General features: G+C 49.0%; 14 protein-coding genes. All 14 read left to right on the top strand.

The window, feature by feature from the left end:
• Window positions 1-216 precede the first annotated feature (216 nt).
• Window positions 217-1,500 (top strand): urea ABC transporter substrate-binding protein, encoded by a 1,284-nt coding sequence (gene urtA / locus I8J31_RS05905; protein WP_199467348.1) that lies wholly within the window; start codon window positions 217-219, stop codon window positions 1,498-1,500.
• Between the two features lie 180 nt (window positions 1,501-1,680).
• Window positions 1,681-3,282 (top strand): urea ABC transporter permease subunit UrtB, encoded by a 1,602-nt coding sequence (gene urtB / locus I8J31_RS05900; protein WP_199467347.1) that lies wholly within the window; start codon window positions 1,681-1,683, stop codon window positions 3,280-3,282.
• On the top strand, window positions 3,279-4,412 hold the full coding sequence (urtC, locus tag I8J31_RS05895; RefSeq protein WP_199467346.1) for an urea ABC transporter permease subunit UrtC: 1,134 nt from the start codon (window positions 3,279-3,281) through the stop codon (window positions 4,410-4,412). The genes urtB and urtC overlap by 4 nt, the downstream gene beginning before the upstream one ends.
• On the top strand, window positions 4,409-5,284 hold the full coding sequence (urtD, locus tag I8J31_RS05890) for an urea ABC transporter ATP-binding protein UrtD (protein ID WP_199467345.1): 876 nt from the start codon (window positions 4,409-4,411) through the stop codon (window positions 5,282-5,284). The genes urtC and urtD overlap by 4 nt, the downstream gene beginning before the upstream one ends.
• Entirely contained in the window at window positions 5,281-5,988 is a 708-nt protein-coding gene (gene urtE / locus I8J31_RS05885; RefSeq protein ID WP_199467344.1) for an urea ABC transporter ATP-binding subunit UrtE, read from the top strand. Before urtD ends, urtE begins: the two co-directional genes overlap by 4 nt.
• 54 nt (window positions 5,989-6,042) lie before the next feature.
• Window positions 6,043-6,984, top strand: coding sequence for an urease accessory protein UreD (locus I8J31_RS05880; RefSeq protein WP_199467343.1), 942 nt, complete (start codon window positions 6,043-6,045; stop codon window positions 6,982-6,984).
• A gap of 57 nt (window positions 6,985-7,041) precedes the next feature.
• Window positions 7,042-7,344 carry an urease subunit gamma gene (locus I8J31_RS05875; protein WP_199467342.1) on the top strand — a complete coding sequence of 101 codons (303 nt, stop codon included), beginning with the start codon at window positions 7,042-7,044 and terminating at the stop codon, window positions 7,342-7,344.
• A 42-nt stretch (window positions 7,345-7,386) separates the two neighbouring features.
• Window positions 7,387-7,716, top strand: a complete 330-nt coding sequence (locus I8J31_RS05870; RefSeq protein ID WP_199467341.1) for an urease subunit beta — start codon at window positions 7,387-7,389, stop codon at window positions 7,714-7,716.
• Window positions 7,713-9,434 carry an urease subunit alpha gene (ureC, locus tag I8J31_RS05865; RefSeq protein ID WP_199467340.1) on the top strand — a complete coding sequence of 574 codons (1,722 nt, stop codon included), beginning with the start codon at window positions 7,713-7,715 and terminating at the stop codon, window positions 9,432-9,434. The genes I8J31_RS05870 and ureC overlap by 4 nt, the downstream gene beginning before the upstream one ends.
• A 9-nt stretch (window positions 9,435-9,443) precedes the next feature.
• The gene (locus I8J31_RS05860; RefSeq protein WP_199467339.1) at window positions 9,444-9,887 is read left to right on the top strand and encodes an urease accessory protein UreE; all 444 of its coding nucleotides are present in this window, start codon (window positions 9,444-9,446) and stop codon (window positions 9,885-9,887) included.
• Window positions 9,868-10,545 (top strand): urease accessory protein UreF, encoded by a 678-nt coding sequence (locus I8J31_RS05855; RefSeq protein ID WP_199467338.1) that lies wholly within the window; start codon window positions 9,868-9,870, stop codon window positions 10,543-10,545. Before I8J31_RS05860 ends, I8J31_RS05855 begins: the two co-directional genes overlap by 20 nt.
• A 33-nt stretch (window positions 10,546-10,578) precedes the next feature.
• Window positions 10,579-11,226: an urease accessory protein UreG gene (ureG, locus tag I8J31_RS05850; RefSeq protein WP_199467337.1), complete on the top strand. Its 648-nt coding sequence runs from the start codon at window positions 10,579-10,581 to the stop codon at window positions 11,224-11,226.
• Window positions 11,227-11,247: 21 nt separating this feature from the next.
• On the top strand, window positions 11,248-11,820 hold the full coding sequence (locus I8J31_RS05845) for a HupE/UreJ family protein (RefSeq protein WP_199467336.1): 573 nt from the start codon (window positions 11,248-11,250) through the stop codon (window positions 11,818-11,820).
• A gap of 43 nt (window positions 11,821-11,863) precedes the next feature.
• Complete coding sequence (locus tag I8J31_RS05840; protein WP_199467335.1) at window positions 11,864-15,304, top strand: hybrid sensor histidine kinase/response regulator; 3,441 nt, start codon at window positions 11,864-11,866, stop codon at window positions 15,302-15,304.
• The last annotated feature ends 1 nt before the right edge of the window (window position 15,305 follow it).

Here is a 15,305-nt window from a genome sequence, read left to right as displayed (position 1 = left end):
CCTTTCGAAGGCATAAGGGGAGGGAGCTAAGGTCCTGCCTAGCAGAGCGAAAAACCGCCTTATACGTCAAATGACGTATCCCCCTAAGTCATTTCGCGCATACCTTTCTACTGGTGAATTTTGAATACTGGGTCTACCGACATGAGGTTTCAGGGATGTCTCATATCTCTTATTCAAATTAAACAATACTGTAAATCACAAGAGGAAGACTGGACCATGAAGATCAAGACGTTAGTTTCCGCAATTGCTTTATCCGGTGCGACGTTAATCGCACTGCCTTCTATTGCAGCCGATACCATTAAGGTGGGTGTACTGCATTCTTTGTCTGGCACGATGGCGATTTCTGAAACCACATTGAAAGACACGGTTTTGATGATGGTAGACGATCAAAACAAAAAAGGCGGTTTGCTTGGTAAAAAGCTAGAAGCCGTTGTGGTTGACCCCGCCTCTAACTGGCCTTTGTTTGCCGAAAAAGGTCGTGAGCTTTTGACGAAAGACAAAGTTGACGTGATCTTTGGTAGCTGGACATCGGTTTCTCGTAAATCTGTTCTGCCTGTTCTAGAAGAGTTGAACGGTTTGATGTTCTACCCAGTGCAATACGAAGGCGAAGAGTCGTCTAAAAACGTATTTTACACTGGCGCTGCGCCAAACCAGCAAGCGATCCCAGCGGTAGATTATTTGATGAACGATCTAGACGTAGAGCGTTTTGTGCTAGCGGGTACGGATTATGTTTATCCACGTACCACCAACAAAATTCTTGAAGCCTATTTGAAAGCCAAAGGCGTTGCGGCACAAGATATCATGATCAACTACACGCCATTCGGTCATTCTGATTGGCAGTCGATTGTATCTGACATTAAAAAATTCGGTAGCGCAGGTAAGAAAACCGCCGTGGTTTCTACCATCAATGGTGACGCCAACATTCCTTTCTACAAAGAATTGGGTAACCAAGGTATTTCAGCAGAAGACATCCCAGTGGTTGCCTTCTCGGTGGGTGAAGAAGAATTATCTGGTCTAGACACGAAACCCCTTGTTGGTCATCTAGCGGCTTGGAACTATTTCCAAAGTGTTGAAACAGATGAGAATGAAGCCTTCATTAAAGCGTGGAAAGCTTATACCAAGAATCCTAAGCGCGTCACAAACGACCCAATGGAAGCGACTTACATCGGTTTCAAAATGTGGGCGAACGCGGTGAAACAAGCGGGCACAACGGACGTAGACGCGGTTGAACAGGCCATGATTGGTCAAGAAACACCGAACCTAACCGGTGGTGTTGCGGTGATGAACAAGAACCATCACTTGAGCAAGCCTGTGCTGATTGGCGAAATCCAAGACGACGGTCAATTTGAAGTGGTTTGGGAAACGGACGGTGTGGTTGCCGGCGATGCCTGGTCTGACTTTCTACCGGGTTCTAAAGACCTGATTTCAGATTGGACAGCACCGATCAAGTGCGGTAACTACAATACGAAAACCAAAGCCTGTTCAGGCCAGAACTACTAAGCAAGGTGTTTTGACTCGCTCCCAGGGTTAAAAGCTGGCTCTCTGCATCAACTAGGCAGAGAGCCTTTTTTGATCCTTGCTTTATTCCTTTACGAGACCGTTTTTATAAAGCTTTTTATAAGAATACACGCTGAAAGAGCCCATTCGTAACCGTAACCACCCCCAAAATGGAGTATCACTTTGAGACAATTAATTGCACTTTGCTGCTGTCTTTTTGGACTCTTATCTTTTCCAATACAGGCCGCCGAGACAAGCCGTGTTGATGCCTTGTTCACTGAGCTCGCAGGCGCAAAGCTGAAACACATGGAGTTGATTTTAGAGCAGCTCGAAGAAGCCAAGGGCGAAGCCATATTACCGCTGTTTCGTGTATTGCTCGGTGGCGACCTGTATTACATCAAGGCCAACAAAAACCTTGTGGGCAAATTCGATGATCAAGGCAAGACCCTTTATAAACAGGTGTTTAACGACACTCTAGTGCCAAATTTGGCCAAACGAGATGTTAAAAAAATAAGAGTAAACAATAAGTTACGTGGTTACTTACGCAATGCCATTGCGCGAATTCAACTCACCGCAAAATCCCCAAGCGTGCGTGAAAGTGCCGTACGAGAATTACTGTCCAAATTAGACGCAAGTACCGTGGTGATTTTAGAAGACCTTTACCCCAACGAGCCAAACAAGAAAGTCAAAGAGGCAATGGGATTGGCCTTGGCGATGCATACGGCATCGCAAACGGAATTGGCAGTGTCTAACCGACTGGTGGCTATCGAAACACTGTCCACCAGCTTAGAAAACGATGTACGAAACGCCTTAACCAAGCTGACTCAAGACGACAATCCAGCCATTATCAAAGCCGCACAAGGCGCATTAGAACAGATCGCCCAACGTGCCAAACGCTTTGCCTTTGTTGATCAGCTTTTCTTTGGCTTGAGTCTAGGATCTGTACTCTTGCTCGCTTCCATTGGTTTGGCGATTACCTTTGGCGTGATGGGGGTGATCAACATGGCCCATGGCGAGATGATCATGCTCGGCGCTTACACCACCTATGTGGTGCAGTTGATCATGCCGAACTACATAGACTATTCCATCTGGGTGGCGATTCCCGCGGCCTTTTTGGTGTCGGGTTTAATGGGCGTATTAATCGAACGTTTAGTGATTCGCCATTTGCACGGTCGTCCATTGGAAACCTTATTAGCCACCTTCGGGATCAGTTTGATCTTGCAACAGCTGGTACGCACCATCTTTTCACCGCTTAACCGCCAAGTATCGACACCGAGCTGGATGAGTGGCTCTTGGGAAATTAACCCGGTTTTATCTCTAACGTTAAACCGTTTGTACATTCTTGCTTTTGCATTGCTGGTGTTTATCGCATTGGTGATTATTTTGAAGAAAACTTCTCTAGGGCTAAATGTTCGCGCTGTCTCACAAAACCGCAACATGGCGAAAGCCATGGGGGTGAAAACCAATTGGGTCGACGCCATGACCTTTGGTTTGGGCTCTGGTATCGCAGGCATTGCTGGTGTGGCGTTAAGCCAGCTCACTAACGTCGGTCCTAACTTGGGTCAGGCGTACATTATCGACTCCTTCATGGTGGTGGTGTTTGGTGGTGTGGGTAACTTATTGGGTACGTTAGTGGCGGCCTTTACTTTAGGTATTGCCACCAAGTTTCTTGAACCGACCACGGGCGCGGTACTCGCGGCCATTCTGGTATTGGTGTTTATTATTCTCTTTATTCAAAAACGTCCTAAAGGACTCTTTCCACAAAAAGGGAGGGCAGCAGAATGAGTCGTCTTACAGCTTGGTTTTCAGAAGGGCGTTCGTCCGGTAAACATACCCTGCCTTTTGTGGTGATTTTATTGGGTGTGACCCTATTGGCCTCGGCGGCGAATTTGTTTTTACCTGCGGATTCCGCTTTGTACGTCAGCACTTACACCATTACCTTGTTAGGTAAATACCTGTGCTATGCCATGTTGGCGCTGGCGGTGGACATCATCTGGGGGTATTGCGGTATTTTGAGCCTAGGTCACGGAGCATTTTTTGCCTTGGGCGGTTATGCCATGGGTATGTATTTAATGCGTCAAATAGGTGACCGTGGTGTGTATGGCGATCCGCTTTTGCCAGACTTCATGGTCTTCTTAGATTGGAAAGAATTGCCTTGGTTCTGGCTCGGCATGGATCAGTTCTGGTTCGCCATGCTAATGGCTGTTGCCGTGCCCGGTTTATTGGCCTTTGTGTTTGGTTGGTTAGCGTTTCGTTCCCGGGTGACGGGGGTGTACTTGTCCATCATGACGCAGGCCTTAACCTACGCTTTATTGTTGGCGTTTTTCCGCAACGAAATGGGCTTTGGTGGCAATAATGGCTTAACGGACTTTAAAGAAATTCTCGGCTTTAGTTTGCAATCTGATAGCACCCGCATCAGCTTATTTATCATTACCGCACTGTTATTATCAGTGATATTTGTCATCAGCCAGCGCATTCTTTCTTCGCGCTTTGGCAAAGTGGTATTAACCATCCGTGATGCGGAATCTCGCTCGCGCTTTATTGGCTATCGCACCGACCGTTATAAGGTTTGGTTGTTTGTCTATTCCGCCGTCATCGCAGGTATTGCCGGGGCTTTATATGTGCCACAAGTTGGCATCATCAACCCGGGAGAATTTTCGCCTGTTAACTCCATCGAAATGGTGATCTGGGTGGCCGTCGGTGGTCGTGGCACCTTGATTGGTGCGGTGATAGGCGCGCTCTTGGTGAACTACGCAAAAACCCGTTTTACCGCGATCATGCCAGATGCTTGGTTGTTTGCTTTGGGTGCCATGTTCGTCTTGGTTACCCTGTATTTACCAAAAGGCTTAATGGGGGTGTATGGCCAGTTAAAAGCCAAGTATCGTCCAACGAATGCTAAGGAGTCCCAAGTATGAGTGCCTTAGACAATACCCGTGAATTATTTCGTCGTGATCAGGTGTGGCCATTTCTTGCGCCAGCTCAAAGTCGGGTCAATGTAGACAATCAAATGATTCTCTATGTGGAAGATTTAAACCTCAGCTTTGACGGTTTTAAAGCCCTGAACAATTTGAATCTGTACATCAATGACGGTGAATTGCGTTGTTTAATCGGTGCCAATGGGGCGGGTAAAACCACCTTGATGGACGTGATTACCGGAAAAACCCAATGCGATTCCGGCACCGTCTATTTTGGGCAAAACCATAATTTGCTTAACAAAGACGAAGCAGAAATTGCCCAGCTTGGCATAGGTCGTAAATTCCAGAAACCGACGGTATTTGAAGAGCAAACCGTGTTCGACAACTTGGAGCTTTCGCTTAAAACCGACAAGCGTGTGTTGCCAACCTTGTTCTCTCGCTTAACGCCTACCCAGATAGATCGCATCGATGAGGTGTTAAAAACCATCGGCTTGGCAGAGCACAGATTTATGCTGGCTGGGGCTTTATCCCACGGCCAAAAGCAATGGTTGGAAATCGGCATGTTATTGGCGGCTGACCCAAGACTACTGTTAATAGATGAACCTGTGGCTGGCATGACCGCTCAAGAAACCGAACGCACCGCAGAGTTGCTCACCTCCCTTGCGGGTGAACGCACCGTGATCGTAGTGGAGCACGATATGGAATTTGTGCGCAGCATTGCCCGTACCGTGACCGTTTTGCATCAGGGCTCTGTGTTGGCGGAAGGCACCATGGATCAAATTCAAAGCAACAAAGATGTGATTGAAGTGTACCTTGGAGAAGAGGCCGTAGGTGAAAAAGGCGCAGAACAAGGTAAGGGGGAAAGGGCATGATTTCTATTAACAAAGTCGATCAACTTTACGGCGGCACGCAAATTCTTTGGGGACTGGATTTAGACATAGTACCCGGTTCCATCACCTGCATCATGGGGCGTAATGGCGTGGGTAAAACCACCTTATTAAAAACCATCATGGGCTTGTTACCCATCAAAAGTGGTGAGATCACCATGGAAGGCGAAGTGCTGAATAAGCAAAGCGCTGAAAAGCGCGCTTACTCTGGCATAGGTTATGTGCCCCAAGGGCGTGATATTTTCCCCATGCTCACAGTGGAAGAGAACCTGCGCATTGGTTTGCCTGTTCGCAGCAAACGTACCACCGACAGCCCGAAGGAAATCCCAGAGAAAATCTTTGAGCTGTTTCCCGTGCTAAAAGACATGTTGCATCGACGTGGTGGGGATCTATCGGGCGGTCAGCAACAGCAACTTGCCATTGGTCGTGCCTTGGTATTAGAGCCAAAGGTATTGATTCTGGACGAGCCGAATGAAGGCATTCAGCCTAATATTGTGAAACAAATCGGTGATGTGATTCTTAAACTTAATGCCGAAGAAGGGCTGACTGTGATCTTGGTAGAGCAGAAACTGGGTTTTGCTCGTCGGGTTGGTAAGGAGTTTCGTTTGATGGAAAAAGGCCGCGTTGTGGCCTCCGATAAAATGGAAAATCTAAACGATACCTTGATAAAGCAGTATTTAGCGGTGTAGTTCTTGCATATTTAAGTCAGCATAAAAACAATGAAACGCCTAAATAGGACACTGATGAACTCATCACATAATCTTGCTTTGGCAGGCTTTACTTTGGAAGACAAGGGGAACGAACAGCAAACGCCTCTGCCTGTGTCGTCAACAACAAGTCTGGCGACGTCCCAGTGGCATGCGTTTCTTACCTTGGGCTTTAGTAAAACCGCGCGCGGTACCGTGCTCAAAACCTGCGATCACCAAGGGCCTTTGTATGTGCAAAAGCCCTTTTATCCGGAAGGCAAAGACACGGCGCATGTGTACTTATTGCATCCTCCGGGTGGTTTGGTGTCTGGCGATAGATTAACCATTACTGCCAATCTGGCTGAAAACACTCACGTTTTGATCACCACGCCCGGTGCGGGTCGCGTTTATCGCGCGAGGGAAGACAAAAGCCTCCAGCATCAAATTGTTCAATTAAATGTTGCTGCAAACAGCCTGATGGAATGGTTACCACAGGAAACCATTCTCTATCCGAATGCCCATACTCGCCTTGAAAACTGCATTGATCTTGCGGAAAACGCCAAATTCATCGGCTGGGAAATCACCTGTTTTGGTTTGCCTGCCAACCAGCAAGGCTTCGGCGAAGGTCATGCAGAACAAGGTTTTCAGATTCGTCAACATGGTCGTCTAAAAGTCCGAGAACGCTTGGTGATAGACAGCCAAAGCCGAGCGGTTTTTTCGTCTAAGGCCGGGCTAGATGGCCAACCAATCAATGGCTTAATGATTGCTGGGCCATTTGATTTAAACACCAATCATGATGAGCTAATGGATAGACTGCGCCAATACTGTACCCAACATGGGTCATTAAGTGGCGTGAGTCTGGTGGGCGAATACATTATGGTTCGCAGTATTCATGATGATTCGGAACAAGTGAAACAACTGTTTATTCAATGTTGGCAAGATATTCGGCCGGCATTGCTAGGAAAAGAGAGCAAGGAACCCAGAATCTGGTCGACCTAAAAAAGTGCGGTCGCTCCGTTTTGGTTCGATATATGGCAACAGAAAGAGGCATTACTGATGGAATTGCTACCAAGAGAAAAAGACAAGCTTCTGGTTTTTACCGCAGCCCTACTGGCCGAGCGTCGTTTGAATCGCGGTCTAAAACTCAACTACCCAGAGTCGATGGCCTACATCACCATGGAAATCATCGAAGGTGCGCGGGACGGTAAAACCGTGGCCGAACTGATGGCCTACGGCAAAACCCTATTAAGCGCGGATCAAGTGATGGACGGCGTGATTGAGCTGATCCATGAAGTGCAGGTGGAAGCGACGTTTCCTGATGGTACTAAGTTGGTCACTGTCCATAATCCTATAAATTAATGACGACTGTGCTCGTCAATATTTTGTTAAAAGGAAAGCATCATGACTCCAGGTGAGATACAGGTTGCCGAAGGCGACATCGAACTCAATGTGGGCCGTAATACCATGACCCTTAGGGTCGAAAATACGGGTGACCGCCCAGTGCAAATTGGCTCCCATTACCATTTTTACGAAGTGAACCCCGCCCTGTCTTTTGATCGCGAAGCCACCAAAGGGTTTCGTTTGAACATTGCCTCTGGCACCGCGGTGCGTTTTGAACCCGGCCAAGGCCGCGAAGTAGATTTGGTGGAATACGCTGGCAGCAAAACCATTTACGGTTTTCGTGGCGAGGTGATGGGGTCTCTTTCTAACGATTCGGAGGCCGCATCATGAGCCAGCCAAAAACAGCAAAAATAGACAGACAAAGCTACGCGCAAATGTTCGGTCCAACCACGGGTGACCGTGTGCGTTTGGGCGATACGGACATTTGGATACAGGTGGAAAAAGACTTCACCACCTACGGCGACGAAGTAAAATTTGGTGGCGGCAAAGTCATCCGTGACGGCATGGGACAAAGCCAAGTGACCAATGACACCGCCGTGGATTTGGTGATCACCAATGCATTGGTTCTCGACCATTGGGGCATTGTCAAAGGCGATGTGGGCATCAAGGAAGGCCGTATTTTTAAAGTCGGTAAAGCCGGCAATCCAGACGTGCAAGACAATGTGGACATTATTATCGGGCCGGGTACCGAAGTGATCGCGGGGGAAGGCTCCATCCTGACCGCTGGTGGTATAGACGCGCACATTCATTTTATTTGCCCACAACAAATTGAAGAAGCGCTCACTTCTGGCGTGACCACCATGATTGGCGGCGGCACGGGCCCAGCTACCGGTACCAATGCGACGACCTGTACACCGGGGCCTTGGTATCTAGGCAAAATGTTGCAAGCTACTGACAGCATGCCAATGAATTTAGGTTTTCTTGGCAAGGGCAATGCCAGCCTGCCGGACGCACTGGAAGAACAGCTCGAAGCCGGTGCTTGTGGTTTAAAACTGCACGAAGATTGGGGCACCACACCGGCCTCCATTGATTGTTGTTTGAGCGTGGCGGAAAAGTACGATGTACAGGTGGCGATCCATACTGACACCTTGAACGAATCCGGCTTTGTGGACAGCACCATTGGCGCGTTTAAAGACCGTGTAATTCACACTTATCACACAGAAGGCGCAGGTGGCGGCCATGCACCAGACATCATCCAAGCCTGTTCGAACCCGAACGTTTTACCTTCGTCTACCAACCCGACGCGACCTTATACCCGCAACACGGTGGATGAGCATTTGGACATGTTGATGGTATGTCATCACTTGGACAGCAACATTCCTGAAGACGTGGCTTTTGCCGATTCCCGAATTCGCAAAGAAACCATCGCCGCGGAAGACATTCTGCATGACCGTGGTGCCTTTAGTATGATTTCGTCGGATTCCCAAGCCATGGGTCGAGTGGGGGAAGTCGTCACTCGCACATGGCAAACCGCTCACAAAATGAAGCAGCAATTCGGCCTGTTGGCGGAAGACAAAGAACTCGGTGCCGACAACTTTCGCGCCCGTCGTTACATCGCCAAATACACCATTAACCCCGCCATCGCCCACGGCATTAGCCACGAAGTCGGCTCGATTGAACCGGGTAAAATGGCCGATCTAGTCTTGTGGAAGCCAGCGTTTTTTGGCGTGAAACCCTCGATGATCATCAAGGGCGGCATGATCGCCAGCGCGCCAATGGGCGACCCGAATGCCTCTATTCCCACACCGCAACCCGTGCATTATCGTCCTATGTTTGGTTCCTTCGGCAAAGCATCCGCCGCGACCTCGATCACCTTTGTTTCCAGCGCAGCGCTGAACAATGGCTTGAAGGAAAAACTGGGACTGGATCGTACCTTGGTAGCCTGTAGAAACACCCGCAACATTTCCAAGCTCGACATGGTGCATAACGATTGGCTGCCAAACATTAGCGTTGATCCACAAACCTATGAAGTCCGCGCCGATGGCGAGCTATTAACCTGTGAGCCTGCGGAGAAACTGCCCCTCGCGCAACTCTACACATTATTTTAGGAACAGCAGATGCTCGATATTTATGAACGATTAGGCACCCATTGCCACGACCTTGTGTACACCACAGTGACCTTAACTCACGAACAACGTGACCGTGGTCGCCTAAAACTGGTGGGGGACAATAAGGAAGAGGTGCGGGTGTTCCTTGAGCGCGGTAAACCCCTGTTGGTTGGGGAATATCTAAAAGCCGAATGCGGCAAAATCGTCCAAGTGGTTGGCGCGGTGGAAGACGTGGCCCACGCCAGTTGTGACGATTGGGAAGCCTTTTCTAAAGCCTGTTACCACCTAGGAAACCGCCATACCAAGATTCAAGTGGGCGAACGCTGGTTACGCATCAAACCTGACCATGTGTTGGAAGACATGTTGCACATGTTGGGCTTGATTATCAGCCACGAAGAAGCGGTGTTTATCCCAGAATCTGGAGCTTACAGTCATGGCCATAGTCACCACTGAGGCAAGCCTATTACGCCTGTTGCAGCTAAGCAGCGTGAGCTTACCGGTGGGCGGTTATGCCTTTTCCCAAGGCATGGAATACGCCATTGATCAAGGCTGGGTGAAAAACAAAGCCGATGTGTCGAACTGGATCGGGTTGCAGATTCAGCAGTCGGTAGCGCGGGTAGACTTGCCCGTGTTGCGCTTGTGCATAGCCGCTGCCAGCCAACAGGATACGGTGCGCCTATTGGAACTGAATGATCTGGCATTAGCCTGTCGGGAAACCAAAGAACTGCGCTTAAACGATACCGCCATGGGCGAAGCATTAGCCCGTTTGATGGGCAGCTTAGCCATAGAAACCCCTTTCGAGCGCTTGCAAGACATCAGCTTTGTGACCCTATTTGCGATAGCGGCCAACCATTGGAAGATGGACTTTGGCCTAGCCGCGCTAGGTTTTACTTGGTCTTGGCTAGAAAACCAAATTGCCGCCGCGACCAAACTGGTGCCGCTGGGGCAAACCCAAGCACAGGAACTGCTCGGCGAACTACAGGGCGACATAAACCAAGCCATCGCCTTATCCATGACCATTGAAGAAGACCGCATTGGCGCAGGGTTACCCACTATTGCCATTGCCAGCGCCATGCATGAAACACAATATTCACGATTGTTTCGTTCTTAAACGAGATGGTCAACATGTTAAGAGGAACAGATTATGAGTAAACCAAAGCAAACCCTACGCATCGGTGTGGGTGGCCCTGTTGGGTCGGGTAAAACGGCACTGTTGCGTTCTTTATGTTCAGCCATGCGCGACCATTACAACATTGCGGTGGTTACGAATGACATTTACACCCAAGAAGACGCGAAGTTTTTGACCGAGCATGAAGCCTTAGACGCGGATCGTATTTTGGGCGTGGAAACAGGCGGTTGCCCCCATACGGCGATTCGTGAAGACGCGTCAATGAACTTGGCGGCGATTGACCAGTTATTAGAACGTCATGGGGAGTTGGATGTGGTGTTTGTGGAAAGCGGCGGCGATAACCTGAGCGCCACGTTTAGCCCTGAATTGTCGGATCTGACCATCTATGTGATCGATGTCTCGGCGGGGGATAAAATTCCTCGTAAAGGCGGACCGGGTATTACCAAGTCCGATTTGTTGATCATTAATAAAACCGATTTAGCCCCCTTGGTTGGTGCCTCTTTAGAGGTAATGGACCGTGATGCGAAAATGATGCGCGGTGCACGCCCCTTTGTATTCTCTAACTTGAAACAAGCGCAGGGCTTAGACGACATTATTCAATTTATTGTCTCGGAAGGCATGTTAGAAGCCAAAACATTACCCGCAGCGAAAGCGGTGGTTTAATCAAAACAGTAGGAGAAGACTATGGGTTTATCTATCGTAAAATGGGTGTCTAGTACGGCGCTGTTATTGGCTTCTGGCGTGGCGCTTGCGCACCCAAGCCATGAACATACATCTAGCTTTATGGCGGGTTTTTCTCACCCCATGGGCGGTTTTGATCACCTTTTGGCAATGGTCGCAGTGGGCCTTTGGGCGGCCAGTTTGGGTGGCCGTGCCTTGTGGGCGGTGCCTGCGGCGTTTGTTATCACCATGTTCGCGGGTGGCGGGTTAGCCGTGGCAGGTATGCAAATTCCGTTTATCGAACAAGGCATTTTGCTGTCTGTGATTGTATTGGGCGCCTTGCTGCTAGGGGCGAAGCGTTTGCCTGTGATGGCGTGTGCGGTAATTGCAGCGGGTTTTGCGTTATTTCACGGGGCGGCCCATGGGATCGAAATGCCGATCAATGCCGATGGCCTGCAATATACGCTTGGCTTTGTATCATCGACTGTCGTGTTGCATTTGATGGGGCTGGGTTTAGGTCTGCTGGCGACACCATTAATGACTCGCATCGGTGGATCAGTGATTGCCGTTATGGGCTTGTTGTTGGTGGTTTCCTAATAGTAAGACGGTTATCCCAAAAAAGTCCTGATCGCGAGACCCTATGACGGCTGCACAAAAGATCTTTAAAGTACGACGCCACTATAACAAGTGGGTCGCCGACCAAACGATGGAAGATTACGCCCTGCGTTATACCTCTAAGCAGGGCCATACCATGAGCATCGAGCGCGTCGGACACACGGCGCTCGGGGCGACGGCGTTTTTGGCACTGGAAGGCTTGGCAGCTGTTATTACGCTCGCCTATGGGTTTACCAATGCGGTGGCGGCTATCTTGACCGTATTGGCGCTGTTTTTTGTGACCGGTTTCCCTATTGCCTATTATTCCGCTAAGCATGGTTTAGACATTGATTTATTGACCCGTGGTGCAGGGTTTGGCTATCTCGGCTCAACCATTACCTCTTTGATTTATGCGACCTTCACCTTTATTTTCTTTGCCATTGAAGCGGCTATTTTGGCCTCGGCTCTGGAAGTGCTATTGGGCATTCCCCTGCAAATTGGCTATGCGCTTTCTGCCTTGTTTGTGATCCCCATCGTTACCCATGGTATTCGCGCCATAAGTCGTTTTCAAAATGGCAGCCAGTGGATTTGGCTGGTGTTGCAAGTGGCGGCCATTGGGGTGGTGGTGACGCAGGAATACCAAAATTTTTCCGGTTGGACGCATTACACACCGGTAGATCTTCCGCAAGGGGCGCATTTTGATTGGATTTTGTTTGGCTCTGCGGCGACTGTGTTGTTTGCCCTGATGGCGCAAATTGGCGAGCAGGTGGATTACCTGCGATTTTTTCCTAAAAAGACCAAGCAAAACCGCAAACGCTGGTGGTTTTGGCTGATACTCGCGGGCCCAGGTTGGGTGTTTATTGGCGGCATAAAAATGCTGCTGGGCTCGTTTTTAGCCTACTTAGCGATTTCCGATGGTGCGACCCTAATACAAGCCTCAGACCCAACTTATTTGTATCAGCGTATCTTTTTCTTTTTGACCACTTCTCCCACGACGGCATTAATCTTGGCCGCGGTGTTTGTGTTTATTTGCCAGATGAAAATCAACCTGACCAATGCCTATGCAGGCTCCATTGCTTGGTCGAACTTTTTTTCGCGTTTGACTCATTCTCACCCCGGTCGGGTAGTATGGCTGGTGTTTAACGTCACCATTGCGTTATTACTGATGGAGCTGGGGATTTATCAAGCCCTCGGCGCTGTGTTGGGCGTGTTTGCCATTGCGGCAGTCAGTTGGTTGGGCAGCTTGTCCGCTGACTTGCTGATCAATAAACCGCTGGGGTTAAGCCCCAATTATGTGGAATTCAAACGCGCGCATTTATATGACATTAACCCCGTCGGCACCGGATCTATGCTGGTTGCAACAAGCTTGGGCTTAATCAGTTATTTGGGGGTATTTGGGGAAGAGGCCAAAAGCCTATGTCACTTTATCTCTCTTGCGACCTGTTTTGTGTGTGTGCCGCTGATTGCTTGGCTGACCAAGGGCAAGTATTACCTTGCTCGCCAGAGTCCAGAGCTGGTGCCCATGATAGAGATCGCCCAGCAACAAAACCCGACATTGGTCACCTTGACCTGTGGCATTTGTGAGAATGCCTTCGAAACCGAAGACATGAGTTTTTGTTCTGCTTACATGCAGCCGATTTGTTCCTTGTGTTGTTCGTTGGATGTGCGTTGTTTGGACAGTTGTAAGCCACAGGCAAGCATCGTCCAGCAGAGTGATTATTTCTTTAAACTGTTTTTGCCGAAACGTATGGTGAAAGCATTGAAGTCACGCTTCGGGCGGTTTTTGTCTCTGTTGACGGTTATCAACATTATTAATGCGGCCTTGATGATGTTGATTTATCGGCAGATGGCACCGAACTCAATCACTGAGGAAGCCTTGTTGCAAGACACCATGTTTGCACTCTTCTTCACCTTGTTGATTGTATCTGGCGTCTTGTCTTGGTTGTTTTTGTTGGCCCATGAAAGCCGAGTGGTGGCGCAAAAAGAGTCCAACCGACAAACCCGTAAGTTGATTCGCGAGGTGGACGCTCACCAAGAAACCGACCGTGCATTGCAAGGAGCAAAAGAGCAGGCAGAACACGCTAATGAGGCGAAAAGTCGTTATCTTACCGGTATTAGTCACGAATTACGTACGCCGCTGCAATCCATTATTGGCTATGCCCAGTTACTTTCCGAGAAGCCAAATACCCCATCAGGCCATCAAAATGGGTTGGATATCATTCATCGCAGTGGTTTGTATTTGGCGGATTTGATCGAAGGCTTGTTGGACATTTCGAAGATCGAAGCAGGGCGCTTTGACTTGTATCGTAGCCCGGTGGATTTTCCAAAACTGATGGATCAGCTAAATAGCATGTTTGCTATGCAAGCCCGTGATAAAGGCGTTCAATTACAGACCAAAATCCTTGCGCCTTTGCCCCAGTATGTAATGACGGATGAAAAACGTTTACGGCAAATATTGATCAACTTGCTGTCAAATGCGGTGAAATACACGCCAAAAGGCTCGGTTTTGTTCGAAGTGAACTACCGTAACCAAGTGGCGGAATTTGTGATTCGCGATACGGGGCTTGGCATCAAAGAAGAACACTTACAGCGTATTTTTGATCCGTTCGAGCGTGTTCGTGATATCAGTACGGGGAACTTGTCTGGGACAGGCTTGGGCCTCACCATAGTAAAATTGTTAACCGAAGTCATGGGGGGCGACCTGCAAGCGCAATCTGTGGTTGGCGAAGGCAGTGAATTCCGTGTCAGTCTTATGTTGCCGTGGGTGAGTCAAGGGGACTCTTCTGCTGACGAATATAAGCGTATTGTCAGTTATCGAGGTTACCAGCGCACGTTAATGGTGGTGGATGATGACCCTGTGGTCCGTGGCCTGTTGTCCGACATTCTGGTGCCGCTGGGCTTTAATGTGTTGGAAGCATCGGATGCAAAGGTGTGTCTGGATGAGCTAGACTCCTGCTCGCCTGACCTGTTTATTTTAGATGTTTCCATGCCCGGCATGGACGGTTTGACCTTGGCGAAAGTCTTGCGTGACCGTGGCTACAGTACACCCATTGTTATGCTGTCTGCGGATGCCCAAGAAAACCTACGACAACCCGATGAGCAAGCGGCGTTTAATCAGTATTTGGTGAAACCCGTTAACAACAGCGCTTTGTTGGATGCGATTAAACACTGGTTGGTGTTGGACTGGGTGTACCAAGAGACGGATTCCAGCATATTTGCGCCTTTGTCTGTGGCAACAACGGGGGCCAGCGATAAGCAGGGCAAAGATTTGATCCCAGTAAGCATTCCCGATCACGAAAGCGTGCGAGAGTTGATGGCATTCGCCGAAATGGGTTACAAAAAAGGCGTGCGTGGTGTATTGGATCAGCTGGGCAACAATGGCCTATTGGACCCAATTCATACCCAGCAACTAGAAAATTTGTATCAGAGCTTTCAGTTCGATGGTATTGCTCAATATTTAAAGCAACATTCTTCGTCATTAGCGTGAT

The sequence above is a fragment of the Marinomonas transparens genome, from assembly GCF_016463975.1.
GTDB classification, from domain to species: domain Bacteria; phylum Pseudomonadota; class Gammaproteobacteria; order Pseudomonadales; family Marinomonadaceae; genus Marinomonas; species Marinomonas transparens.
This window is presented reverse-complemented; position numbering and strand designations above follow the sequence as displayed.